Annotated in this window: 18 protein-coding genes and 1 pseudogene; 7 read left to right on the forward strand and 12 right to left on the reverse strand. The window is 75.7% G+C overall.

Features of this window, described 5'->3' with window-relative positions:
- Window positions 1-22: 22 nt before the first annotated feature.
- A complete protein-coding gene (locus A2CP1_RS00235; protein ID WP_012631499.1) occupies window positions 23-1,978 on the reverse strand; it encodes a methyl-accepting chemotaxis protein in 1,956 nt (651 codons plus the stop codon).
- A gap of 268 nt (window positions 1,979-2,246) precedes the next feature.
- Here A2CP1_RS00235 and A2CP1_RS00245 point away from each other — a divergent pair, with 268 nt between their 5' ends.
- The gene (locus tag A2CP1_RS00245; protein ID WP_012631500.1) at window positions 2,247-3,269 is read left to right on the forward strand and encodes an SDR family NAD(P)-dependent oxidoreductase; all 1,023 of its coding nucleotides are present in this window, start codon (window positions 2,247-2,249) and stop codon (window positions 3,267-3,269) included.
- 91 nt (window positions 3,270-3,360) lie between these two features.
- Here the strand turns inward: A2CP1_RS00245 and A2CP1_RS00250 are convergent, their stop codons facing one another.
- Both A2CP1_RS00250 and A2CP1_RS00255 read right to left on the reverse strand, forming a co-directional pair.
- On the reverse strand, window positions 3,361-4,584 hold the full coding sequence (locus A2CP1_RS00250) for an OmpP1/FadL family transporter (protein ID WP_012631501.1): 1,224 nt from the start codon (window positions 4,582-4,584) through the stop codon (window positions 3,361-3,363).
- Window positions 4,585-4,597: 13 nt separating this feature from the next.
- A complete protein-coding gene (locus tag A2CP1_RS00255; RefSeq protein ID WP_012631502.1) occupies window positions 4,598-7,546 on the reverse strand; it encodes an alpha/beta hydrolase in 2,949 nt (982 codons plus the stop codon).
- 278 nt (window positions 7,547-7,824) lie between these two features.
- Between A2CP1_RS00255 and A2CP1_RS00260 the strand changes: the two genes are divergently transcribed.
- From A2CP1_RS00260 to A2CP1_RS00265, 3 genes are read left to right on the forward strand one after another with little or no spacing between them, the layout of a single operon-like run.
- Window positions 7,825-9,456: a sodium:solute symporter family protein gene (locus tag A2CP1_RS00260; protein WP_012631503.1), complete on the forward strand. Its 1,632-nt coding sequence runs from the start codon at window positions 7,825-7,827 to the stop codon at window positions 9,454-9,456.
- Window positions 9,440-9,601, forward strand: a complete 162-nt coding sequence (locus A2CP1_RS23350) for a symporter small accessory protein (protein WP_012631504.1) — start codon at window positions 9,440-9,442, stop codon at window positions 9,599-9,601. Before A2CP1_RS00260 ends, A2CP1_RS23350 begins: the two co-directional genes overlap by 17 nt.
- Window positions 9,602-9,650: 49 nt before the next feature.
- Window positions 9,651-10,922, forward strand: coding sequence for a hypothetical protein (locus A2CP1_RS00265; protein WP_012631505.1), 1,272 nt, complete (start codon window positions 9,651-9,653; stop codon window positions 10,920-10,922).
- Between the two features lie 198 nt (window positions 10,923-11,120).
- On the opposite strand, the gene A2CP1_RS00270 is transcribed toward A2CP1_RS00265, so the two are convergent.
- From A2CP1_RS00270 to A2CP1_RS00290, 5 genes are read right to left on the reverse strand one after another with little or no spacing between them, the layout of a single operon-like run.
- Entirely contained in the window at window positions 11,121-12,446 is a 1,326-nt protein-coding gene (locus tag A2CP1_RS00270) for a phenylacetate--CoA ligase family protein (protein WP_012631506.1), read from the reverse strand.
- Window positions 12,447-12,449: 3 nt separating this feature from the next.
- On the reverse strand, window positions 12,450-12,893 hold the full coding sequence (locus tag A2CP1_RS00275) for an amino acid-binding protein (protein ID WP_012524122.1): 444 nt from the start codon (window positions 12,891-12,893) through the stop codon (window positions 12,450-12,452).
- A 19-nt stretch (window positions 12,894-12,912) separates the two neighbouring features.
- Entirely contained in the window at window positions 12,913-14,238 is a 1,326-nt protein-coding gene (locus A2CP1_RS00280; protein WP_012631507.1) for a phenylacetate--CoA ligase family protein, read from the reverse strand.
- Window positions 14,239-14,251: 13 nt separating this feature from the next.
- Window positions 14,252-14,740 (reverse strand): indolepyruvate oxidoreductase subunit beta, encoded by a 489-nt coding sequence (locus tag A2CP1_RS00285; RefSeq protein ID WP_012631508.1) that lies wholly within the window; start codon window positions 14,738-14,740, stop codon window positions 14,252-14,254.
- Complete coding sequence (locus A2CP1_RS00290; RefSeq protein WP_012631509.1) at window positions 14,733-16,373, reverse strand: thiamine pyrophosphate-dependent enzyme; 1,641 nt, start codon at window positions 16,371-16,373, stop codon at window positions 14,733-14,735. Before A2CP1_RS00290 ends, A2CP1_RS00285 begins: the two co-directional genes overlap by 8 nt.
- Before the next feature lie 126 nt (window positions 16,374-16,499).
- On the opposite strand from A2CP1_RS00290, the gene A2CP1_RS00295 reads away from it, so the two are divergent.
- Complete coding sequence (locus tag A2CP1_RS00295) at window positions 16,500-17,423, forward strand: phosphate acyltransferase (protein WP_012631510.1); 924 nt, start codon at window positions 16,500-16,502, stop codon at window positions 17,421-17,423.
- Window positions 17,420-18,550 carry a butyrate kinase gene (gene buk, locus A2CP1_RS00300; RefSeq protein ID WP_012631511.1) on the forward strand — a complete coding sequence of 377 codons (1,131 nt, stop codon included), beginning with the start codon at window positions 17,420-17,422 and terminating at the stop codon, window positions 18,548-18,550. The genes A2CP1_RS00295 and buk overlap by 4 nt, the downstream gene beginning before the upstream one ends.
- A 43-nt stretch (window positions 18,551-18,593) precedes the next feature.
- Here buk and pdxR read toward each other — a convergent pair whose 3' ends face one another.
- A complete protein-coding gene (pdxR, locus tag A2CP1_RS22715; protein WP_012631512.1) occupies window positions 18,594-20,057 on the reverse strand; it encodes a MocR-like pyridoxine biosynthesis transcription factor PdxR in 1,464 nt (487 codons plus the stop codon).
- 65 nt (window positions 20,058-20,122) lie between these two features.
- On the opposite strand from pdxR, the gene A2CP1_RS00310 reads away from it, so the two are divergent.
- Window positions 20,123-21,208 (forward strand): GNAT family N-acetyltransferase, encoded by a 1,086-nt coding sequence (locus A2CP1_RS00310; protein WP_012631513.1) that lies wholly within the window; start codon window positions 20,123-20,125, stop codon window positions 21,206-21,208.
- A gap of 6 nt (window positions 21,209-21,214) precedes the next feature.
- On the opposite strand, the gene A2CP1_RS23630 is transcribed toward A2CP1_RS00310, so the two are convergent.
- The 3 genes and pseudogenes from A2CP1_RS23630 to A2CP1_RS00320 all read right to left on the reverse strand — a co-directional run bounded on the left by A2CP1_RS23630 (window position 21,215) and on the right by A2CP1_RS00320 (window position 23,849).
- Window positions 21,215-21,373 (reverse strand): hypothetical protein, encoded by a 159-nt coding sequence (locus tag A2CP1_RS23630; RefSeq protein ID WP_245530063.1) that lies wholly within the window; start codon window positions 21,371-21,373, stop codon window positions 21,215-21,217.
- Between the two features lie 64 nt (window positions 21,374-21,437).
- A pseudogene (locus A2CP1_RS23635) lies at window positions 21,438-21,806 on the reverse strand (DedA family protein); the annotation flags it as partial.
- A gap of 36 nt (window positions 21,807-21,842) precedes the next feature.
- On the reverse strand, window positions 21,843-23,849 hold the full coding sequence (locus A2CP1_RS00320) for an Lnb N-terminal periplasmic domain-containing protein (protein WP_012631514.1): 2,007 nt from the start codon (window positions 23,847-23,849) through the stop codon (window positions 21,843-21,845).
- Window positions 23,850-23,861: the final 12 nt, after the last annotated feature.

The following is a 23,861-nucleotide window of genomic DNA, read 5'->3' on the forward strand; positions in this document are numbered from 1 at the left end:
GCGGTCGGACGCCCGAGGGCGCTCAGGCGGCCCGGCCGGGCGAGACGGCGGGGAGCGCCGGCGCACGCGTCGCCGGGGCCGTGTCGTGCTCGGGCTCGCCGGTGCGGAACCACGCGGCCGAGCGGCGCAGCGCCTCGGCCTCCTCGGCGAGCCGGGCGGCGGTGGAGGCGAGCTCCTCGGAGGACGACGCGCTCGCCTGGATGGCGGCGTCGAGCTGGCCGATGGCGCCGGTCACCTCGTGCGCGCCGGCGGAGATCTCCTCGGTGGCGACGGCCATGCCGCGCACCAGCTCCGAGGTGCGCCCGATGTCCGGGACCACGGCGTCGAGCGCCTCGCCGGCCAGGCGCGCCGCCTGCACGGTGGAGGTGCCGAGCGCGCCGATCTCGGCGGCGGCGGCCCGGCTCCGCTCGGCCAGGCGCCGGATCTCGGTCGCGACCACGGCGAAGCCGCGCCCGTGCACGCCGCTGCGCGCCGCCTCGATGGCGGCGTTCAGGGCGAGCAGGTTGGTCTGGTGGGCGATCTCCTCGATGACGGCGGTCCGCCCGGCGATCTCCTGCACCGCCGCGACGGCGCGGCGCACCGCCTCGCCGCCGGACCGGGCCGACGCCGCCGAGCGGGCCGCCAGCGCCTCGGTCTCCGCGGCCCCGCCGGCCACGTCGCGCACCCGCGCCGCGAGCTCGGTGGTGGCGCCGCTCGCGGTCTCGGCCCCGGCCGCCTGCTCCGAGGCGCCCTCGGCGATCTGCGCGGTGGAGGCGGACAGCGCCTGGCACGCCTCGGCCACCGCGTCGGAGGCGGAGCGGAGCGTACCGACCACGGCGCGGAGCGCCCGCACCATCTCGTTGAGCGCCTCGCCCAGGGCGCCGACCTCGTCCCCGGCGCGGATCTCGAGCTCGCTCGCGAGGTCGCCGGCGGCCACCCGCTCGGCGAAGCGCGCGGTCCGCGCCAGCGGCTCGAGCACCATGCGCCGCACCAGCCAGAGCGCGAGCCCGGCCAGCACGATCACCAGCGCGGCGCCGCCCGTGGACAGGAGGAGCCCCAGGCGCCGCCCGTCGTGCGTCAGCTCCTCCTCCGGCACCGCGCCGCAGACCAGCCACTGCCACGGCTCGAACGCCTGGCAGGTCGCGATCTCCGGGCGCGCCGCGCCCTTCGCGTCGGCGCCCGCGATGCGCAGCCCCTCGGCGCCGCCGCTCCCGGTGGCGAGCGCGGGCCCGAGCCCGTCCGGCGCGGCCTCGCCGGCGCGGGTGGGGTGGACGATCAGCCGGTTGCGCCCGGCGCCCGCCGAGGCGTCCACCACGAAGAAGTAGCCCTGGTCGCCCGCGCGCACGCCGCGGATGCGCTCGCGCAGCGCGGCGAGCCCGTCGGTGAAGTCCACGCCCACGAACAGCGCGCCGATGACCTTCCCGTCCTGGACGATGGGCTCGTAGCGCGTGAAGAAGTCGCGGCCGAACAGCACGGCCTTGCCGGTGTAGGGCTCGCCCTCGAGCAGGCGCCGGTGCGCGGGATGGTCGGCGCCGAGGAACGTGCCCACCGCCCGCCGGCCGGCGTCCGTCTGCACCGAGGTGGTGATGCGCACGAAGTCGCCGCCGGCGCGGGCGAAGACGGTCGCGACCGCGCCGCTCGTCGCGGTGAAGCGATCGACGGTGGGGTAGTCGAGGTCCACCATCCGGTCGCCGGCGGCGAGGCCGGGGAGCGCCACGCCCTCCACGTAGGCGGCGCGCGACGGGTCCGCTCGGATGCCCTCGGGGTAGGAGGCGCGGAACACGTGGAGCAGGTCGGCGGTCGCCCTCGCCAGGCTGGCGTCGTAGACCCCGACCATGTCCCGGACCAGCGCCACCCGGCCGCGCAGCGCGTCGGCGGTCTGCTGCTCGACGGTTCGAACGGTGAACGCCGCCGACGCGGCGGTGAAGCCGCCCAGGACCACCGCGAAGGCGAGGCCGAGGGCGAGGACGAGCTTGGTGGCGAGGGAGGCGGAGCGCATGCAGGGTGGACCTCGCCGGGCGATCGCTGGCCCGGTCCCAGGCGGGTGAAACCTCAGGTGCGGCGGCCACCCGGGGTCCGTCGTGCCCCGGGCGGCCAACCCGCCGCCCGGCAGGATCCCGAGGCGTGCAGGCCGGCGGGGTCCGGGGCCGCGGCCCCGCAGTGAAAGCTGCCGGACCCGGCTGCAAGCGACGGACCCCGGCGCCGAGCGCCCGGCCGCGCGGCGCGGCGCAGGGGGCGTGTGCAACGTTCGGCGGGAGGTACGCCCGATGCGTCGTTCGACCGCGCTGTCGCTGACCGCCGCGCTCGCCGCCGGCGCCTGGCTCGCCGCGCGCCGGTTGCGCCGCCGCAGGCCGCTCGCCGGCGGGGTGGCGCTCGTCACCGGCGGCTCGCGCGGCCTGGGCCTGGTCCTCGCCCGCGAGCTGGGTCGCCGCGGCATGCGCATCGTCCTCTGCGCGCGCGACGAGGAGGAGCTGGAGCGGGCGCGGTCCGGCCTCGCGCAGGACGGGATCGACGCGACCGGCCTGCCCGGCGACGTGACCGACGAGGACGGCACGCGCACGCTGGTCGCCGACGTGGAGGAGAACCTCGGCCCGGTGGAGCTGCTCGTGAACAGCGCCGGGATCATCCAGGTCGGCCCGGCCGAGGCCATGAGCGTCGAGGACTACCGGCACGCCATGGACGTGCTGTTCTACGGCGCGCTGCACGCGGCCGAGGCGGTGCTGCCGGGCATGCGGGCGCGCCGCCGCGGGACGATCGTGAACGTCACCTCGATCGGCGCCGCGGTGGGCATCCCGCACCTCGCGCCCTACGACGCGGCCAAGTTCGCCGCGCGCGGGTGGTCGGAGGCGCTCGGCGCCGAGACCGCCAAGTACGGCGTCGACGTCATCACGGTGGTGCCGGGGCTGATGCGCACCGGATCCTTCGGGCGCGCGCTGGTGAAGGGGCGCCGCTACGCGGAGGCGAGCCTGTTCTCGCTGCTCGCATCCCTCCCGCTCGTGACGGTCTCCGCGGAGCGGGCGGCGCGGCGCATCGTGCGCGCGATCGAGCACCGCGAGCGCTTCGTGATCATCGGGCTGCCGGCGCGGGTGCTGCGCCTCGCCCACTCCCTCATGCCCGGGGCGATCGTGGCGACGCTGGGGTTCGTGAACCGGTTCCTGCCCACCGCCGCCCCCGGGGAGCGCCACGGCATCGCGCTCCCGGCCGAGCTGTTCCGGCGCGGCCTGGCGCGCTCCATCCTGACCGCGCTCGGCGAGCGCGCCGCCCGCCGCTACAACGAGGAGCCGGCCTGAGGCCCGCGGCCCCGGTCGCGCCGGAGACCTGACGCGAGAAGGCCCCCCCGCCGCGAGGCGAGGGGGCCTTCGAGTCCGCGGGCCGCCGGGCCTACCGGTTGCCGAGGTCGGTGCGCCAGGTGAAGCCGAGCGCCACGATCCACACGTCGGTCTTGTAGCTGCCCGGGAACGCGGCGGTCCCGGTCGAGGTCTGCTTGTCGCGGTCGCCGTAGAACACCGCGGCGTTCAGGCCGAAGTCGGCGCCCGCGTCCCAGCCCGCGCCGAGCGAGTAGCCGGTGGTGTTCGAGTCCGGCAGCGTCGGCGAGAGCGTGCTCGTGCGCAGGCCCGACCAGTCGCGCATCATGCCGGCGCGGAGCCGCAGGGTGGGCAGGGCGGTCCACTCGACGCCGCCGCGGATGACGTTGCCGTTGCGGTAGTCGCGCGGCACCGTGATGGCGGTCGTCTCGCCCTCGAACAGGTCCTGGTTGTAGACCACGAAGCGCGACCAGGAGTACTGCAGCGTCACCAGCACCGGCTTCGCCACCCGCCAGGCCAGGCCCGTGTCGATGCGGTTCGGGAACGTGAGGTCCTGCTTCACGTCCTGGTCCTGCGTGGTCGGGCCCACCAGCGAGGGCGGCACCTGGAAGTGCGCGTCGCCCTTCATGTGCATGGTGCCCTTGTGCTTGTAGTCGAAGCCGAGCGTGAGGTTCTCGAGCGGCTTCACCTCGGCGGAGAGCTGGTACGCGAAGCCGCCGCCCTTGGTGTCGAGCTCGGCGTAGGCGTCCGGGAACGGCTGGATCCCCTGCTTCAGGTACTGGATGCCCTCGTAGTAGATGGCGCCGCCGCCGACGCGCAGCCACGGCGCGATCTCGTAGCCGCCGTTCAGGTAGAAGCCGAGCATGCGGCGCTCGACGGTGATGATGCGGCCGCGCCCCTCCCACTGGTCGTCCCACTTCATCTGGCCGCCGCCCGGCGTGCCCACGCCGAGGCCGAAGCCGAGGCCGCGCCCGGCGAGCTTCGTGCCGTAGGCGACGTACATCGCCACCGGCGGCGTGGGCGCGAACTTGGTGGTCTCCTTGCCCGGGTAGGCGGCGGTGCCGGTCCACTTCGTGCGCAGGCTCAGCATCGAGCCGGCGAGCGAGAGGTTCAGCCCGGAGAGCTTGGAGAGCGCGGCGGGGTTCTGGAACGTGGCCGCCGCGTCCTCCTGCGCGGCCACGCCCGAGGACGAGAGCGCGAGGTCGCGCGGGTTGACGTTGATGACCTCGAACCCGCTGGCCAGCGCGACGGCCGGGGCGGCGAGGACGGCGAGGAAGGCGATCCGGAAGGTCTTCCGCATGGTCGTCACCTCGTTACGGCAGGGTCGCCGGCGAGGCCGGCACGGTCAGGTCGAGGAGGAACTGCGCGGCGTCGTCGCGAACCTGGCCGCCGATGGGGGTCGGGAGCAGCGTGTCGTTCAGCACGCCGTGCGGGACGCAGTTGTTCGCGGCGGAGGCCGAGACGTACAGCGTGCTCGGTGCGCCGGCGAGCGCCAGCAGCTCGTCGCCGTAGGGCAGCGGGATGCCCCCCACCACCGTGGTGGCGTTCGGGACCACCGCGTCGCACTTCGCGAGCTGGCCGAGGACGTCGGTGGCCGCGTGGACGAGGCCGGTGCCGCCCATCCCCGCGGGCGGGGCGGCGAGCAGCGGGCTCGCGAGCTTGGTGCGGACGTGCGCGGCGTAGTTGAGCGGCTCCGCCGGATCCAGGATCCACTTCGCCAGGATGAGCGTCTGCAGGTAGCGCGACGCGACCGCCGGGTTGGTGGGGATCTGCGACCGGTCGATGCCGAGCGAGAGGAACAGCTCGTTCACCGAGGTCGCGAACGCGGGCGCGTTCGTGAACACGTCCACCAGCGTCCCGCCCGGAACGTTCAGCACGCCGCGCGCGAAGCGCGGGTTGGTGGCGAGCAGCTCGGTCCCGATGATGCCGCCGAGGGAGATGCCCTCGTAGTGGACCGCCGTCGGGTTCACCACGAACCCGCGCTGGAAGAGCGCCGCCGCCAGCGGATCCTGCGCCGGCTGCGGGAACGGGGCGGGCGGGCGCGCCACCGCCAGCACCAGCGCGGCCTGGTCGATGTGGTCCTGGCGGATGGCGTCGCGGATGCGGAAGAAGTTGCCCGAGATGAAGTAGTTCCCGGACGCCACGGTGGAGAGGTTCGTGCCGCGCAGGTGGCCGGTGGTGCAGGTGCCCGGCGGGATGGCGTCGCCCTGGCCGGCCTTGGCCTGGTCCGGCGTGCACACGCCGTCGGCGGTGCCGTCGGTGGTGCACTCCGAGTTCTCCATGCAGAACGCGCGGTCGCCGTGGTACGGCGCGTCGATCGCGGCGACCACGAAGCCCTTCGCCGCGAGCGAGTTCGCGACGGTGAGCATCTGGAGCCGGCCGCCGGACAGGCCGTGGTGGAAGACCACCAGCGGGCGCGCGCACGGGGTGGCGGTGGTGCAGGCGGCGTCGGCCGGGTAGGCCACCACCGCCGGGATCGGCTTCGGCGCCCACTGGGTGGTGTCGGGGTTGAGCGCGCCGTTGGCCGGGTTGATGGCGTCGACGGTCGGCACCATGGCGGTGAGGAAGCCGCCGACGTTCGGGAACAGCGCCGCCTGCGCGGCCGCGTCGAAGCCGAGCGCGGCGAGGTCGAGCGGGGCGACGCCCTGGCCCACGAACGCGGTCGGGGTCTGGTACGGCAGCGCCGAGAGGCCCACCGAGACGTCGGTCACGGTCTGCGTCTGGACCGTGTACGCCATCACCACGTTGTCCCGGGTGACCGCGCCGCCGGTGAGCGCGCCCAGGTTGGCGAGGAGCGGCTCGAGCCCGGCCCGCAGGGTGGCGAGCGCGGTCGCGTCGGCGTTGGACACGCCGGCGAGCTGCGAGACGCCGTCCACCGCCGGCGGGTTCGTGAAGGTGAACAGGATGTTGCCGAGCGTGGAGCGCTTCAGCGGGTTGCCGGCGAGGTCCTTCACGCCGTCGGTGATGACCACCGCGTAGTTGCGCTTCTCCTTGAGCGGCGGCGTCGGCACGATCCCGACGCCCGGCACCGGCACGGCCACGCCGGGCTGCAGCCCGATGGCCGTGGTCACGGCCACGTCGGCGCCGCCCACCTGCACGGTGCGGTTCAGCGCCGGCGGCTGGGTGAGGTACTCGGCGGTGGCGGGCTGGCCGGCGCCGAGCGCGGCGGCGACGTCGCGCATGCGGCGCGGGGCGCCGGCACCTTCCGGGAGCTCGAACAGGAGCACCGTCTGCGCGTTCACGGTGGAGGCGGCGACCGGCGCGCTGAGCGGCGCGAGCATCATGCCGGTGGTGGAGAAGCCGTCCAGCGTGGCGAGGCCGGCGGCGGCCGGGCCGAACGCGGGGACGTTGCGGACGTAGAAGCGGGTGGGCGGGTCGTTGGCCGGCCGGGTGCCGTCGAGCAGGAACGTCGAGGGCAGCGGGATCTGGCCGGAGCCGGAGTCGGTCAGCGGCTGGGCCGCGGCCGGCGCGATGCCGAAGGTGGCGATGGCCGCGACCTCGGCGGGCGCGAACGTCGGCGCCACCGCCGCGAAGGCCGGGGCGACGTTCGTGTCCACGGAGGCGGTCCAGCGACCGCCGACGTCGGTCCAGGTGAGCGGGCTCCACAGCGCCTTGCGCACCGCCTCGAGCTGGGCCACCAGCGCCGGGGTCAGCCCGGGCGGCTGGTTCTCGTGGACGGTGAGGTCCTTGTTCTGCGCCGCGATCGCGATCGCCTGGTCGGGGTTCACCGGCATCGCGCCCTGGGCGGCGGTGGTCTTCACGCCGGAGGCGCCGCCGCGCACCGCGACGACGTAGCGCCCGGGCGCGAAGCGGCGGCTGCCGCTCGCGTCCGCCTTCTTCCGGAGCACGAGGCGACCCGCGGTGGCGCTGCCCACCTCGAACTCGACCGCCTGCGGGGCGCCGTCCACCTTGAGCAGCGCCACCGTGGACGTCGTCACCGTGGCGGGATCGAGGTCCGGCGGCGTCGTCTCGACATAGGCGCTGCCGTTCCAGCTGACCGCCCGGAACGGGATGGTGATGGCGACCTCCTGATCGCTCGGGAACCCGCCCGCGTCGATGAAGGACTGGAGCAGCTCCTTCTGCGCGCTGTCGGGGAGCGTCGGGACGGCCTGCAGGACCAGGTCGTTGGGCGTCGGGATGTTCGGCGACGCGAAGGTGGCGATCACGAGCTGCGGGGCGGGCTTCTCCTGCTTCACGTCGGTGCAGGCGAGCAGCGACGCGAAGGCGAGGGCCAGCGGGGGACCGTAGCGGCGAAGCGACATCTGCGGCCTCCTCGGGTGCGCGAGGAACAGGGTTTCGGTGCAAAAAGGGGAACCAATCCTGTTTCCCCTCCGCTGACTGAGAAGTCAAGAATTGCCGGGTCACGTCCAATCCGTGACGCAATCCGGCAAATACGCATGACGCAATGCGTCCGTTCCACGCGTCCCTGCTGGTGCAGCGCGCCCCCCTTTGGAAGGCGTTTGGAGTCCCGCGTGGGGCCAGCTACCATGGCGGGCTCGGTCGCCCTGCACCCGCCGCACCTGACCAGAGGGGGTCACGCGTGAACCTGGAGCTGCTCACGCTCGCCGTCGGCGCGTACGCCGCCGTGCTCGCCTTCCTGGGCTGGCTCGGGTACCGCCGCACGCGCAGCGCCGCCGACTACCTGGTGGGCGGTCGCGAGATCCACCCGGTGCTGATGGCGCTCGCCTACGGCTCCACGTTCATCTCCACCTCCGCCATCGTGGGCTTCGCGGGCGTCGCCGCGCTCATGGGCATGGGCCTGCTCTGGCTCACCATGCTCAACATCCTGCTGGGCGTGTTCGTCGCGTTCGTGGTGTTCGGCCGCCCCACCCGGCGGCTCGGCGCCGCGCTCGACGCGCACACCTTCCCGGAGCTGCTCGGGCGCCGGTACCGGTCCCGCTTCATCCAGGGCTTCGCCGGCGGGACCATCGCGCTGCTCATGCCGCTCTACGCCGCCGCGGTGCTCATCGGCGGGGCGCGCTTCCTCGAGGTGCAGCTCCACCTCGACTACCAGGTGGCGCTGTTCGTGTTCGCGGCCATCACCGTCGGCTACGTGCTGTTCGGCGGGCTGAAGGGCGTCGTCTACACCGACGCGTTCCAGGCGGTGCTGATGGTGTGCGGCATGCTGGTGCTGCTCGTCGCCACCTACGCGCAGGTGGGCGGGCTCTCGGCGCACCAGGCGCTCACCGATCTCGCCGACCAGGTCCCGCCGGCGCTCCGCGCGCAGGGCCACCGCGGCTGGACCGCCATGCCCGCGGCCGGCTCGCCGCTCTGGTGGCAGATGGTGTCCACCATCGTCCTCGGCGTCGGCATCGGCGTCCTCGCCCAGCCGCAGCTCACCGTCCGGTTCATGACCGTGAAGAGCGGGCGCGAGCTGCACCGCGCGCTCGTGCCGGGCGGCCTCTTCCTGCTGCTCATGGCCGGCGTCGCCTACGTGGTCGGCTCGCTCACCAACCTCTGGTACTTCCAGCGCACCGGCAAGATCGCGCTCGCGATCATGACCGACCCGGCCACCGGCAAGCCCAACGTGGACCGGCTCATGCCGCTCTACACGCAGGCGGCCATGCCGGAGTGGTTCGCGTACCTGTTCATGCTGGCGCTGCTCGCCGCGGCGATGTCCACGCTCTCGGCGCAGTTCCACGCCATCGGCACCGCCATCGGGCGCGACCTCTACGAGCAGGCGTTCCGGCTGGGCGGCGGGGCCGAGCGCACCGTGCTGCTGGCGCGCGGCGGGATCCTGGCGGGCTTCGCCGGCACGGTGCTCCTCGCCTGGAACCTCGGCCCCGGCGTCATCGCCATCGCCACCGCGCTCTTCTTCGGCATGTGCGCGGCGACGTTCCTGCCGGCGTTCGTCTCGGCGCTGTTCTGGGCCCGCTCCACCCGCGCCGGCGTGATCGCCGGGATGCTGGCCGGCTTCGCCGCCTGGGCGCTGTGGGTGCTGTTCGTGCACGAGCGCGAGTCGGCGGCGCTGGGCGTGGTGAAGGCGCTGACCGGCCGGACCAGCCTCGGCGCCGGCACCACCTGGGCGCTCGTCGATCCGATCGTGGTGGCGCTGCCGATCGCGGCGCTGGTGACGGTGGTGGGCTCGCTGCTCGGCCGCGCGGCGCCCGCCGCGGACGCGGCCGGGCCGGCCCGGACCGAAGAAGGGGGGCTCGATGCTGGGCTTCGGTGACCTCGGCGTAACGGCGGCGTTCGTGCTCACGCTCGCGAGCGCGGCGCTGTGCGTGGTGTACGGGCTCCTCCACTGGAACGACGACGACGCCCCCCTGCCCCCGCCCGTCCACCCGCCCGGCGAGGCCGAGCTCGACGACCTCTGATCCGCCCCGGTCCGCCCGCACCGCCCGACCCCGTCCCACGGAGCCCTCGATGCGCCGCATCCGCCTCGCCCTCGCCGTGCTCGCGGCCCTGGCCGCGCTGCCGCCCGCCGCCCTCGCCCAGACCCCGCCCGCCCCGCCGGCCGCGCCGCGGGCTTCGGCCCCTGCGCCGGCCCCGGCCGCGAAGCCGCCCGGCGTCACGGTGGACCTCTCCGGCTGGCTCATCGCGAACGCCTACTGGAGCGACGGCGGCCTGAACGCGAGCGACCTGCCGCAGTGGGCGACCCCCGCGCACTCCACCGCGGGCATGACGGTGCGCCAGAGCCGGGTGCGCGCCGCGGCCGGGCTGCCGGTCGACGGGCTGCTCGGGGGCGCGGTGCTGAAGGGGCTCGTCGAGGCCGACTTCATGGGCACCTACGTCAACTCCGACGCGTCGATGCCGCAGGTGCGGCTGCGCCACGCGTACCTGACCGCCGCCTGCGCGAAGGGGAACCTGACGCTGCTCGTCGGGCAGACCTGGTCGCTCTTCGGCGGCCCGTGGTTCGCGGCCAGCCTCGGCCACGTGGCGCTGCCCCGCTTCGCCGGGGCGGGGTACCTGTACCGGCGCGCGCCGCAGGTGCGGCTCACCGCCGAGGCGGGCCGCGGCGCCGATCTCGGCGTGACGGTCGCGGTCGCCGCGCTCGCCTCGAGCGGCGACAAGGCGACGTCACAGAACCAGCTCGTGGGCGAGCGCGCCGGCGTGCCGGACGCGGAGGGGCGCATGGCGCTCGTGCTCCGCCGCGGCGGGAAGGCGTGGCTGGAGGTCGGCGCCTCGGGCCGCTTCGGGCAGCAGCTCTGGAAGCTGGACGGGCTCTCGACGCCGCGCGAGGAGCGGCTCACCGGCTGGGGCGCCGCGGCCGACGGACGCCTGGAGGTGCCGCACCTCGTGGTGCAGGGCGGCACGTTCATGGGCGAGGTGCTGGGCGGCTACGGCTCGGTGGCGCCGGTGGTGCGTCAGACGAAGAACGCCACCGATCCGGCCAGGCTCGACGCCATCTCGCCGGTGCGGACCGGCGGCTTCTGGGCGCAGGCGGTGGTGACCCCGGTCCCGGTGCTGCAGCTCCTCGGCGGCTACGGCATCGAGGAGCCGCGCACCTCCGACCTGCCCGCCGGCAGCGAGGCCACCACCATCGAGCGCAACCAGCAGGTCTCGGGCGGCGCCATCCTGGCGCTCACCTCCCGCTGGAAGGTCTCGCTCGAGGGCACGCTCTACACCACCGAGACGCTCGACGGCGCGCGCCGCGAGAGCACGCAGGTGGAGGTGGGCTCGCTGTACGCGTTCTGAGCGGTATACCGCGCCACGCTCGCCCTTCGACAGGCTCAGGGCGAGCGGACGAACCGAAGCCTCCGCTCCCTCGACTCCGCGCGGCCCGGCTGGCCGCGCTACGCTCGGGATGAGCGGCCTCGATCGCTCACCCTGAGCGTAGGCGGGCCAAGGGCCCGCCGGAGTCGAAGGGTCGGGACGAGCGCCGGAGCCGAAGGGCTACGCCGGCCCGGCCTTCCGGTGATCGAGCACCCGCCGCGCCTTGCCGGCGGAGCGCTCCAGCGTGTTCGGCGCCACCAGCTCCACGATCATCCGGATCCCGGTCACCGCGTGGATCTCGCGATCGATGCGGTCGCGCAGGCCCACCATCTCGCGCATCTCGTCGCGGAAGTCCTCGGGCCGGACCTCCACCTTCACCACCGCCTCGTCGAGCGCGCCGGGGCGCGAGACCTCGATGAGGTAGTGCGGGGCGGTGCCCTCGACGCGGAGCAGCGCCTCCTCCACCTGCGACGGGAACACGTTCACGCCGCGGATGATGAGCATGTCGTCGGAGCGGCCGCGCACCCGGCTCATGCGCACGCCGGTGCGGCCGCAGGGGCAGGGGGAGCGGTCGAGCGCGGCGAGGTCGCGGGTGCGGTAGCGCAGCACCGGCATCGCCTCCTTCGTGAGCGAGGTGAAGACGAGCTCGCCCACCTCGCCGTCCGGCACCGGCTCGAGCGTGACCGGGTCGAGGCACTCGACGATGAAGTGGTCCTCCTGCACGTGCATGCCATCGCGCGCCGGGCACTCGCCGGCCACGCCCGGCCCGATCACCTCGGAGAGCCCGTAGTTGTTGAAGGCGAGGATCCCGAGCGACCGCTCGATCTCCCCGCGCATCTCCTCGGTCCAGGGCTCGCCGCCGAAGTGGCCGTACCGGAGCGGCAGGTCGCCGGGCTTCAGCCCCTCGGCGCGCGCCACCTCGCCCACGTGCAGCGCGTAGGACGGCGTGCTGATGAGCACGTCGGCGGAGAGATCGCAGATGAGCCGCACCTGCCGCGGCGTGTTCCCGCCGCCGGACGGGACCACCGCGGCGCCCACCCGCTCGATGCCGTAGTGCAGCCCGAAGCCGCCGGTGAACAGGCCGTAGCCGAAGGCGACGTGGACGGTGTGCTCGGGGCGGAGCCCGCCGGCCACCAGGAAGCGGGCCACCAGGCCGGTCCAGGTGTCGAGGTCGCGGCGGGTGTACGCGACGAAGGTGGGGCGGCCGGTGGTGCCGGAGGAGCCGTGGATGCGCACCACCTGCTCGCGCGGCACCGCCAGCAGGCCGAGCGGGTAGCTCTGCCGGAGGTCGTCCTTCACCGTGAACGGCAGGCGCCGCACGTCGGCCGGGCCGCGCAGGTCCTCGTCGCGGACGCCGGCCCGCTCCAGCGCCTTGCGGTGGTGCGGCACCGCGCGGGCGCGGCGGACGGTCTCGGCGAGGCGGCGGCCCTGGAGCGCGGCGAGCGCGTCACGGTCGAGCGTCTCCTCCGGATCGAGGATCCGGTTCTCGAGCGCGAAGCGGGCCATCGGCTAGGCCCCCGCGCGCGCGAACAGCTCGGCCGCGCCCACCAGGCGGACGCCGCGCGCCTGCAGCAGCGCGGCGGCACGGTCCGGATCCGAGAGCCGGAACACGAGCGTGGCGTGCTCGCCGCGGCTCCGCACCGAGTACGCGTACATGTACTCGATGCCGAGGCCGCAGGCCTCGAACCCCTCGAGCACCTCGGCGAGGCCGCCCGGCCGGTCGGGCACGTCCACCGCCAGCACGTCGGTGACGTTCACGACGACGCCCGCCTTCTCGAGGACCTGCTTCGCGCGCTCGGGGTCCTTCACGATGAGGCGCAGGATGCCGAACTGCTGCGTGTCGGCGAGCGAGAGCGTGAGGATGTCGATGCCCGCGTCGCCCAGCACCTGGCACGGGACCCGGAGCTGCCCGGGGCGGTTCTCGAGGAACAGCGAGAGCTGACGGATCTTCATGCCGGCCTCCGGTGCGTTCTCAGATGTTGCGACGGTCGATGACGCGCTTCGCCTTGCCCTCGCTGCGCTGCAGGGTGCGCGGGGCCACCAGCGTCACCTGCGCGCGGAGGCCGAGCACCTGCTCGAGCGCCGCGCCGAGGTGCTCCTGCAGCCGCTGCAGGCCGCGGATCTCGTCGGAGAACACCTCCGGCGTGACCTCGATCTGCACCTCCATCTCGTCGAGCCCCTTCGCGCGGGTGAGGACGATCTGGTAGTGCGGCAGCGTCCCCTCGACCTGCAGGAGCGCGGTCTCCACCTGCGACGGGAACACGTTCACGCCGCGGATGATGAACATGTCGTCGGAGCGTCGGCCGATGCGGCGGATGCGCCGGAGCGTGCGGCCGCACGCGCAGGGCGTGGGGTCGATGGCGGTGATGTCCCGGGTCCGGTAGCGGATCATGGGCATCGCCTGCTTGGAGAGCGTGGTGAGCACGAGCTCGCCCTCCGCGCCGTCCGGCAGCACCGCGCCGGTCTCCGGGTCCACGATCTCCGGGTAGAAGTGGTCCTCGAACAGGTGGAGCCCGTCGCGGTGGACGCACTCGATGCCCACGCCCGGGCCGATGATCTCCGAGAGCCCGTAGATGTCGTGGGCCCGGATGCCGGCCTCGCGCTCGATGTGCGCGCGCATCGACTCGGACCAGGGCTCGGCCCCGAACACGCCCACCTTCAGCCGGCCGAAGCCGATCTTCGCGTCGCGGGCGCGCTCGATGAGGTGGACCATGTACGAGGGGGTGCAGCAGATGGCGGTGACGCCGAAGTCCTGCAGCACCATGAGCTGGCGCTCGGTGTTGCCGCCGGAGATGGGGATCACCGTCGCGCCGAGCGCCTCGCCGCCGTAGTGCGCGCCGAGGCCCCCGGTGAACAGGCCGTAGCCGTAGGCGTTCTGGATGAGGTCGCCCTGGTGCAGCCCGCAGGCGGCGAACGCGCGCACCATCACGCTCGTCCACACCTCCAGGTCCGCCGCGGTGTAGGCCACCACGATGGGCTTGCCGGTGGTGCCGGAGGACGCGTGCAGCCGGACGATCTCCTCCACCGGCGAGGCGAACAGGCCGAACGGGTAGGTGTCGCGCAGGTCGGCCTTCACCGTGAACGGCAGGCGCGCGAGATCCTCGAGCGCGTGGATGGCGTCGGGGAAGACGCCGCGGGCCTCCATGCGCTGGCGGAGGAGCGGGACCTTCTCGTAGGCGCGCGCCACCACGGCGCGGAGCCGGGCGAGCTGCAGCTTCTCGAGCTCGCGGCGGGGGAGGAAGTCGGGGGCGCTGGCCGGGTGGAAGGCGCTGCCGGCGTCGTTCCAGGAGGTGGTCACGGGGCCTCCCGGGTCAGCGCGCGGCGGCGGCGGTCTCCCGGCCGAGCCGGAAGGCCGCGTCGTTCACGGCGTGGAGCCGCTCGGGGAGCGCGGCGTGGATGGCGGCGAGCCAGTGGGCCTCGTCGAGCTCGAGGTGGTGCGAGAGCAGGCCGAGCAGCGCCACGTTCAGGCTGCGGCGGTTCGGGAGCCTCGCCTCGTCCACCGCGTCCGGCGGGATGAGGAGGCCGCCGGGCCGGAGCAGCGGGCGGGTCACCTCCAGCTCGGAGGGCGCCAGCACCAGCAGGAAGTCGGCCTCGCCGGCCGGGACCATGGGCGAGAGCACCTCGGCGCCGAAGCGGACGTCGGTGGTGACCGAGCCGCCGCGCTGGCTCATGCCGTGGACCTCGGCCTTCTTCACGTCCAGGCCGGCGCGGAAGGCGGTGTCGGCCAGGATCTCGGAGGCCTTGATGACGCCCTGGCCGCCCAGGCCGGCGACGACCACGTTCACGGTCCGGCTAGGCATCGGACACCTCCCCGGCGCCGGCGCAGCCCGCGCAGGCGAGCGCGGCGCGCTTCTCGTCGGCCGCCTTCTCGTACCGGCGGATGTCGGCGGCGGCGAGGATGCAGGGCCGCCGCGCGATGATGACGGACAGCCTCGGCTCGGCGAGGCGCTGCTTCAGCAGCTTCTCCCAGCCGGCCGGATCGGCCACCGGGTCGACGACGTCCACGTTCGCGACGCCCAGCGCCCGGGCCAGCCCCTCGATCGACACCTTGCCGGTGGGCTCGTGGTCGAGCGTGCGGCCGGTGCCGGGGTGCTCCTGCTGGCCGGTCATGGCGGTGGTGCCGTTGTCGAGCACCACCAGCACGTGGCCGGTGGGCGGCGGGTTGTAGACCATCTCGACGAGGCCGTTCAGGCCGGTGTGGACGAACGTCGAGTCGCCGATGATCGAGACCACCCGCCGCGCGTCGGCCTCCGGCAGCACGTGCCGCAGCCCGAGGCCCACGCCGAGCGAGGCGCCCATGGCCACGCAGGTGTCGATGCCCTGGTACGGCGGGAGGACGCCGAGCGTGTAGCAGCCGATGTCGCCCGCCACGATGCAGTCGAGCTTGCGCAGCGTGGCGTAGACCGGGTGGTACGGGCAGGCCTCGCAGAGCGCCGGCGGCCGGCCCTTCGGCAGCTCCGGCTCGGGCGAGGTGTCACGCGCCAGGATCCGGCGCACGCGCTGCACGTCGAGCTCGCCGAAGCGGTACGGCGCCTCCTTCGCCTCGACCGCGATGCCGGCGGCGCGGATGGCGTCGGCGAAGATGGGGTCGCCCTCCTCCACCACGATGCAGCGATCGACGCTGGCGGCGAAGGCCCGGATCTTCTCGATGGGGAGCGGGTAGACCGTCTTCAGCTCGAGCCGGCTCGCCGAGGGCGCGGCCTCGGCCACGTGGCGCGCGGTCACGCCGGAGGTGATGACGCCGAGCGCGCGGTCGCCCTTCACCCAGACGTTGAGCGGGGTCTCCTCGGCGAACGCCTGGAGCGCCTCCAGCTTCTTGCGGAGCCGGCGGTGCGCGGGGCGGGCGTAGGCCGGGATCATCACGCGGCCGGGGATGTCGCGCACGAACGCCGGGCCGGGCGGGGCCGGCAGGTCGGTGCGGCGCGCGGCCAGCGTCTTCGAGTGGCACACGCGCGTGGTCATGCGGAGGATGACCGGGATCGCGAAGCGCTCGGACAGCTCGAGCGCGGTCACGGTGAGGTCGTAGGCCTCCTGCGAGTCGGCGGGCTCGAGCATGGGCAGCCCGGCCGCGGCGGCGTAGTGCCGGTTGTCCTGCTCGTTCTGCGACGAGGCCATGCCCGGATCGTCGGCGCTCACCACCACCAGGCCGCCCTTCACCCCGGTGTACGCGGCGGTGAAGAGCGGGTCGGCGGCCACGTTCAGCCCGACGTGCTTCATGGTGACGAGCGCGCGCGCGCCACCGAACGCGGCCCCCAGGCCGACCTCCAGCGCCACCTTCTCGTTGGGCGCCCACTGGGCGCGGCCGCCGAGCGCGTCGAGCGCCTGGAGGATCTCGGTCGAGGGGGTGCCGGGATAGCCGGTGCCGAGCCGCACGCCCGCGTCGCGGGCCGCCGCCGCCACCGCCTCGTCCCCGGATAGAAGCCGCCGTTCCATCGTTCGGGTTCTCCTCTCGCGCGCCCCGGACCGCGGGGCGTGCAGGCCGCCCTCGGTCCGGGATACAACCCGGCCCGGCCGCGGTCGTCTCTGACGTGGACCCGGCATGATACCTGAACGGGGCTGATGATTCCCATCCCTACCCTGGCGCGGCTGACCGCGGAGGCGCGCACCGCCGGCCCGCTCCGGCTGGCGGTGGCGGCCGCGGCGAGCGACTCGGCGCTCGGCGCGGCGGCGCTCGCCCGCCGGCAGCGGATCGCCGACGCGGTGCTGGTGGGCGGGCGGTCGGAGATCGCGGCGCGGCTGCGGGCGCTCGGCGAGGATCCGGCGCTGTTCGAGCTGCACGAGGCCGCGAACGACGAGGACGCGGCGCGCCGCGCGGTGGCGATCGTCCGGGGCGGCGAGGCGGCGGTGCTGATGAAGGGCCGGCTCCAGACCGCCGCGCTGCTCGCGGCCATCCTGGATCGCGAGGCCGGGCTCCGCGACGGGCGCCTCCTCTCCGACGTGCTGGTGGCGGATCACCCGCTCTCCGCCGCGCCCCGGCTGCTCGGCGTCACCGACGGCGGCGTGAACGTGGCGCCCGACCTCGGGCAGAAGCGGGCCATCGTGGAGAACGCGGCGGCGCTGTTCCGCGCGCTCGGGCACGACCGGCCCCGGGTGGCGTGCCTGTGCGCGGTCGAGACCGTGACCGAGGCCATGCCCCACACCCGCGACGCGGCCGCGCTCGCCGCCATGAGCGCGCGCGGCGAGCTGACCGGCTGCGTGGTGGGCGGCCCGTTCGCGCTCGACAACGCGCTCTCGGCCGAGGCCGCGCGGGAGAAGGGCATCGACCATCCGGTGGCCGGCCGGGCCGACCTCCTCCTCGCGCCGACCATCGAGGCCGGCAACGCGCTCGGGAAGGCGTTCACCTACCTCGCGCATCGGAGCGTCGCGCACGTGATCGTGGGCGCCCGCGCGCCGGTGCTCATTCCGTCGCGGGTGGAGCGCCCGGAGGACAAGCTCTGCTCGATCGCGCTCGGCGTGCTGGCGGCGGCGCGGGGGACCCGGTGAGCGCGGGCGCGGGGCCTCCGGGGAGCGGCGCCGGCGCCGGCGGCGGGCCGCTGGTGCTGGCGGTGAACCCGGGCGCCGGGTCCACCAAGCTCGGCCTGTTCCGCGGCGGCCTGCCATTGCGCGAGGAGAAGGTGCTCCACCCCGAGGCGATGGCGCGCCCCGCAGCGCGGATCTGGGACGAGCTGCCCGGGCGCGTCGCCGCCGCCGAGGACTTCCTCTCGCGGGCCGGGGTGCGGGCGGGGGAGCTCGCCGCGGTGGCCGGCCGGGGCGGGCTGCTCCCGCCGCTCGCCGCCGGCGCGTACCTGGTGGACGACGCGCTGGTGGCCGAGCTGGAGCGGGCCGCGCACGGCGAGCACGCCTCCAACCTGGGCGCCCCCATGGCGCGGGCGCTGGCCGCGCCGCACGGCTGCCCGGCGCTGGTGGTGGACCCGGTCTCGGTGGACGAGCTCGCGCCGGTGGCGCGCGTCACCGGCCTCGCCGGGGTGGAGCGCTCCAGCTTCGTGCACGCGCTCAACCTCCGGGCGGTGGCGCGCCGCCACGCCGCCGGGGCGGGGCGGCCGCTCGAGGCGCTCCGGCTGGTGCTCGCGCACCTCGGCACCGGGATCTCGCTCTGCGCCCTGTCCGGCGGCCGGATGGTGGACGTGGTGAACCCGCGCGACGAGGGGCCGTTCTCGGGCGACCGGGCCGGCGGCGTGCCCGCGAACGCGCTCGTCGACCTGTGCTTCGCGCCGGGCGCCGACGTGCGGACGGTGAGGCGCCGGCTGTTCGGCGACGGCGGGCTCTACGCGCACCTCGGCACGCGCGACGTCCGGGAGGCGCTGGCGCGCGCCGAGCGCGGGGACGCCCGGGCCGCGCTGCTGGTGGACGCCATGTGCTACCAGGCCGCGAAGGCCGTGGCGGCGATGGCCGTCGCGCTCGACGGGCGGGTGGACGCGATCGTGCTCACCGGCGGCCTCGCGCACCTCGCGCCGGTGGTGGAGGGCGTCCGCCGCCGGGTGGCGTGGATCGCGCCGGTGGAGATCCATCCGGGCGAGGACGAGCTGCGCGCGCTCGCCGAGGGCGCGCTGCGCGTCCTCGCCGGCGAGGAGCCGGCCCGGCGCTACGCGCCGCTCGCTCCGGCGCGCTGACCGCCGGCGCGCGGCGACGCGCCGCTCGCTTCGCCCTCCGACCTCACCGCGGCAGCGCCGCGGCCAGCCGGCGCACCGCCTCGGCCAGCTCGCGCTCGTCGAGGCGGCCGAAGCCGAGCCGGAGGAACGGACGGGCCCGGCGGTCGTGCGCGAACAGGCGGCCCGGCTGCACCGCCACCCCGGCGCGGAGGGCGCGCGCCGCCCACGCCTCCGGGTCGAGGCCGGGCGCGACCCGGCACCAGAGCGCCATCCCGCCCGCCGGCATCCGGAAGGAGAGCGCGCCGGGGAGCCGCGCGCGCAGCGCGGCCGCGAGCGCCTCGCGCCGCCCCGCGTAGACGCGGCGGGTCCGCCAGGCGTGCCGCTGCGCCTCGCCCTCCTCGAACAGCTCGGCGACGGCCGCCTCCACCGCGAGGTCGCCCTGCCGGTCGAGGAAGCGGCGGTGCGCGGTGACCCGCTCGATCGCGTCCGGCGGGCCGGCCAGCCAGCCGATGCGCAGCCCAGGGGCGAGCACCTTCGAGAGCGTGCCCACGTACACCACCACCCCCGCGCCGTCGGCGCTGGCGAGCGGCGGCACCGGGCGGCCGTCGTAGTGGAACTCGGCGTCGTAGTCGTCCTCGAGCACGAGCAGCCGCGCGCGACGGGCCACCTCGAGCAGCGCCAGCCGCCGGGCGGGGGCGAGCGTGACGGTGGTCGGGTACTGGTGGTGCGGGGTGAGGTAGACGGCGCGGACGGCGCCGGCCGCGGCGAGCGCCTCGAGGCGCTCCACCTGCAGCCCGCGCGCGTCCACCGGCACCGGGACGGTGCGGAGCCCCGCCAGGCGCAGCGACTCCCACGCCGGCCGGTACCCGAGCGCCTCGACCGCGACGCCGTCGCCCGACCTGAGCAGCGCACGCCCGGCGAGCGAGAGCGCCATCTGGGCGCCGCGGGTGACGAGGATCCCGTCCGCTGCCACCGCCAGCCCGCGCGCCTCGCCCAGCATGCGCGCGAGCGCGGCCCGCAGCCGCGGGTGCCCGGCGGCGTCGCCGTAGGACAGGTGCTCGCGCCGGCGCAGCGCGCGGCGGTAGGCGCTCCCGAGCGCGGCCACCGGCACGAGCCGCGGGTCGGGCGTGCCGCCGAGGAGCTCGAGCGTGCCCGGCGGCAGCGTGCTCCAGGTGGCGTCGGCCGGGGCGGGCGGGAGGTCGAAGCCGGCGCGCGCGGCCGGCGCCCCTGCCTCGGGCCCGGCGCGGCCCGGCGCGCCCGGCGGCGGGGGCGGGAGCTCGCGCGAGACGAAGGTGGCGCGGGCCGGGTCGGACGCGATCCAGCCCTCGGCGGCCAGCTCCCCGTAGGCGGCGAGCACGGTGTTGCGGTGGACGCCCAGCGTCCGCGCCAGCGCGCGGCTGGAGGGGAGCGGCGCGCCGGGGCGGAGCGCGCCGGCGCGGATGCGCGCGCCGAGCGCGCGGGCGATCTGCACCGAGAGCGGGGCCGGGTCGGCGCGGTCGATCGCGAGCGGGGTCTGCCAGGTGCGCACTGGTCCATCCGATACCTCGAAACTGGACCTTCTCGCCAGACCAGCCCCGGCGCAGCCTGCCGCGCATGCGACGCGAGATCTTCCGGGCCGGCCGCGGGGAGGCCCTGGCGCTCCTGCGGCGGGCGCCCACCGTGCACCTCGCCACCACCACCCCCGAGGGCGCGCCGGTGCTGCGCGCGCTCGACGCCGCCGTGCTCGAGGACGGCGTCTGGTTCCACGGCGCGCGCGCCGGCGAGAAGGCGCGCTGCCTGGGCCGGGCGGCGGTGGTCTCCGCCGAGGAGCTGGTGGCGCACCTGCCCAGCTGGATGGCGGACCCGGTGCGCGCCTGCCCCGCCACCACGCTCTACCGGAGCGTCCAGGCGCACGGGACGCTGGAGGAGCTGACCGACTCCGCGCGCAAGGCCGAGGTGCTCTCGGCGCTCATGGCGCGGTGGCAGCCGGAGGGGCGCTACCGGCCCCTCCGCGCCGACGATCCGCTCTACGCCGGCGAGCTGCGCGGCATCCTGGTGCTGGGCGTCCGCCTGGGCGAGGCGCTCGACGGCAAGTGGAAGCTGCTCCAGAACCGGACCCCCGAGCAGATCGGCGCGGCGCTCGAGGGGCTGTGGGCGCGCGGCGCGCCGGGCGACGTCGCCGCCATCGAGGCCGTCCGCGCCGCGAACCCGCACGCGCCGGAGCCTTCGTTCCTCGCCGCCGGGATCCCGGGAGTCCGGCTGCAGGTGGCGCTCGGCGAGGCCGACGCGCCGGCGGTCCGGGCGCTCCTCGCCGGCGAGTACTGGTGGGAGGGCGAGCCGCTCGCGCTGGCCGGGCCCTCGCACCTCGCCTCCACCGCGTGGGTGGGCGCCCGCGACGCGGACGGCGCGCTGGTCGCCTCGGCGCGCGCCATGGCCGACCCGCGCCACGCCTGGATCTACGACGTGGTGGTGGCGCCGGCCTGGCGCGGGCGCGGCCTGGGCAAGCGGCTCGTGGCGCTCCTCCTCGACCACCCGGCGGTGCGGCGCACCCGCTTCGTCCGCCTCGTCACCGCCGACGCGCAGGGGCTCTACGCGCGCTTCGGCTTCGTGGACGCGGCGGGCAAGCGGCGCTTCGGGACGTCCACCGAGATGGTGCTGGTTCGCGATCCGCCCGCCGGCGCGGACGCCGGCGCGCCCTGAGGTCGCTCACGCGGCGGCGCGGGCGCGGCGGCGGCGGAGCCAGACCGCCACCGCGGCCGCCAGCAGCACCGCCCCGAGCACCGCGAGCTCCACCCGGCGCACGCCGCGCTCGGCCGTGCCGAGGTGGTGCGCGAACAGGTAGCCGACCGAGACCACCAGCGGCACCGACAGGAGCCGCGGAGAGCCCGTCCGCGAGCGCGAACGTGCGCAGGCGCACCCCGTGCGTCGCGGCGAGGGCGAACGCGGCGAGCCGCAGGCCCGAGGTGTGCCGCGCCACCGCCACCGAGAGGAACGCGTGGCGCGCGAGGTGCGCCTCCAGCCGATCGCGCCGCGCCGGCGTGAGCACCCGGGCCACCATGCGCGTGCGCAGCACGCGTTCCGCGTGCCGGCGCGCCAGGAGGAAGAACGCGACGTCGCCGAGCACGATCCCGAGCCAGCACACCCCGATGACGAGCGGCAGGCGCAGGTAGCCCTGGTGCGCCAGCGCCCCCGCGCCGAGCTGGGTGGCCTCCTCCGGGATCGGGACGCCCAGCCCCGCGCCGGCCAGCAGGGCCAGCACGGCGAGGTAGCCGAAGCGGGAGAGGAGCGCCTGGAGCACCTCGGGCAATCTACGGCGCGCGGCGCGGGCGCGCGCCTAGAAGTAGCCGAGCACCAGCGCGGCGGCCTCGGTGGCGAGCGGCTGGCGCCGGGCCTCGAACGCCAGGGAGAGGTCGCGCGCGAGGTGCAGCCGGAGCGCGCCGCCCCACGACCAGGTGGTGCGCGGCGCGGCGTCGGGCAGCCAGCGCCAGCGCGCGTCGGCGAGCAGGACCGCGCGCGACCCGAGGCGGAGCCGCGCCAGCGCCGAGGGGCCGATGCCCGGGCGCCACCCGGTGCCGCCCGCGCCGGAGAGGCCCGGCGAGGCGCGCAGCTCCAGGTCCCCGGTGGCGGCCAGGTCGAGGCCGCCGGGCAGCGCCGCGGCCAGCCCGCCGCCGAGGTCGCTCGCGAACGCGAGGCACCGATCGCAGCCGCGGTCGCGCACGGTGGTGGCGCCGAAGCTCGCCTTCCAGGACGGCCGCGCGTCGAAGCGCGTCACCGGGCTGAGCGAGACGATGCGCACGAGCGCCACGTCGTCGAGGTCCACCCGCCGCTCGCGCGGCGTCCAGCGGAGGCGGGTGGGGAGGAACTCGATCTGCGCGGTGGGCGGGTAGCCCTCGGGCGGATCGCCGAGGTCGTGGAGCGCGAGGCGGGCGTCGAGGAGCACCGTGCCGCCCTGCCCGTCGACCGCGCCGCCGCCCACGCCGAGGCGCAGCGAGCCGTGGCCGCGCTCGGGGCGGCGCGCCTCCGGGAGCGGGAGCGCGAGCGGCGCGCTCGGCACGCCCAGCGCGGCCCGGCGCTCGAGCAGCGCCTGCCGGTCCTGCGCCGCCTTCGGCTCGAGGCCGCGGATGAGCTCGCGCGCGTGGCGGAGATCGAGCAGGTCCACCGCCGCGTCGAGCACCTTCGCCAGCCCGTCCGGCGGGGTGCCCGGCGCGAGCGGCGCGGCCGGGTCGCCGGAGAGCGCCTCCACCTCGCGCAGCTCGGCGCGGGAGAGCCCGCGGGCCCGCGCCTCGAACTGCGTGCGGATGGACGGCCGGTAGTGGACGCGCCGGACCAGCCCCGGGTTCTCGAACAGCGCCACGACGGTGTCGGAGGGCAGCACCACCGCCCGGCCCACGTGCGAGAGCAGGTCGAGCCGCGGCGCGGCGGCCTCGAGCGCGCCGAGCACGTGGTAGCTGCAGTTCTCGTCGAGGTACCAGTAGTCGAACCAGGTGCCGCCCAGCTCCCACACGTGCGCGCCGAGCAGCGCCACCTCGCCCGGCGTGAGCTCGAGGTCGTACTCCCACAGGTCGCGGGACTCGTAGTCCCCGTACTCGCGGACCTTGTAGTAGTACGGGTAGTACTTGAACTCGCCCTTGAAGAAGCCGAGCAGGCCCTTCGCCGCGTAGAGCACCGCGTTCCCGGTGTCCACGGTGGCGGCGTAGTCCACCCCGTAGTCGAGCAGCTCGAAGTGCTTGCCGCCGATCGCCTCCGGCGCCTTGTCGAGGCGGAGCAGGGTGTGGCCGAACGCCGAGGCGGGGTTGTTGAGGTAGTACGACGAGAACACCACCGTCACGCCCTGCGGCCGGATCTTGCCGTAGAAGTCCTCGAACTTCGGGCAGCGGCGGGGCGGCAGGCGGGCGAGGTCGAAGCCGAGCCGCCCGCCCAGGAACGCGAAGCGCGCCGGGAAGCGGCACTGCGCGTCGTCGAGCTCCTCGGCCTTCGGCGCGGCGTCGAAGAAGCCGGCCAGCGTCGCCTCCAGCTCGGCGGCCGGGTCGGTCTTCCCGTCGCGGGCCCGGAAGAACTTCCCGCCATCGGCCTCGCTCTTCCAGCCGCCCAGCGGGCGGCGCCGCCAGTGCCCGAGCTTCAGCCACCCGGGATCGTCCGCCAGCCGGAGCGCGCGCGCCTTCGCCACGAGCTCGGCGAGGTAGGCGGGATCGGGCGCGGCGGTCGCGCCCGCTGCCGGGGCGGCCGGGGCGGCTGCGGAGGCGATCGCGGCCGCGGGCGGCGCCCCGGGTTCGGCGGACGGCGGGGCGGGCGCGCCGGGCGGGGACGCGAGCGCGAGGGCGAGGGCGAGCGGGCCGAGCATGCGGGGGGACGA

The organism is Anaeromyxobacter dehalogenans 2CP-1 (assembly GCF_000022145.1).
Taxonomy (GTDB): Bacteria; Myxococcota; Myxococcia; order Myxococcales; family Anaeromyxobacteraceae; genus Anaeromyxobacter; species Anaeromyxobacter dehalogenans.

Coding starts and splice junctions, on each gene's coding strand:
- A2CP1_RS00235 (WP_012631499.1), bottom strand. CDS start 1,978: ATGCGCTCCGCCTCCCTCGCCACCAAGCTCGTCCTCGCCCTCGGCCTC.
- A2CP1_RS00245 (WP_012631500.1), top strand. CDS start 2,247: ATGCGTCGTTCGACCGCGCTGTCGCTGACCGCCGCGCTCGCCGCCGGC.
- A2CP1_RS00250 (WP_012631501.1), bottom strand. CDS start 4,584: ATGCGGAAGACCTTCCGGATCGCCTTCCTCGCCGTCCTCGCCGCCCCG.
- A2CP1_RS00255 (WP_012631502.1), bottom strand. CDS start 7,546: ATGTCGCTTCGCCGCTACGGTCCCCCGCTGGCCCTCGCCTTCGCGTCG.
- A2CP1_RS23350 (WP_012631504.1), top strand. CDS start 9,440: ATGCTGGGCTTCGGTGACCTCGGCGTAACGGCGGCGTTCGTGCTCACG.
- A2CP1_RS00265 (WP_012631505.1), top strand. CDS start 9,651: ATGCGCCGCATCCGCCTCGCCCTCGCCGTGCTCGCGGCCCTGGCCGCG.
- A2CP1_RS00270 (WP_012631506.1), bottom strand. CDS start 12,446: ATGGCCCGCTTCGCGCTCGAGAACCGGATCCTCGATCCGGAGGAGACG.
- A2CP1_RS00275 (WP_012524122.1), bottom strand. CDS start 12,893: ATGAAGATCCGTCAGCTCTCGCTGTTCCTCGAGAACCGCCCCGGGCAG.
- A2CP1_RS00285 (WP_012631508.1), bottom strand. CDS start 14,740: ATGCCTAGCCGGACCGTGAACGTGGTCGTCGCCGGCCTGGGCGGCCAG.
- A2CP1_RS00290 (WP_012631509.1), bottom strand. CDS start 16,373: ATGGAACGGCGGCTTCTATCCGGGGACGAGGCGGTGGCGGCGGCGGCC.
- A2CP1_RS00295 (WP_012631510.1), top strand. CDS start 16,500: ATGATTCCCATCCCTACCCTGGCGCGGCTGACCGCGGAGGCGCGCACC.
- A2CP1_RS00310 (WP_012631513.1), top strand. CDS start 20,123: ATGCGACGCGAGATCTTCCGGGCCGGCCGCGGGGAGGCCCTGGCGCTC.
- A2CP1_RS00320 (WP_012631514.1), bottom strand. CDS start 23,849: ATGCTCGGCCCGCTCGCCCTCGCCCTCGCGCTCGCGTCCCCGCCCGGC.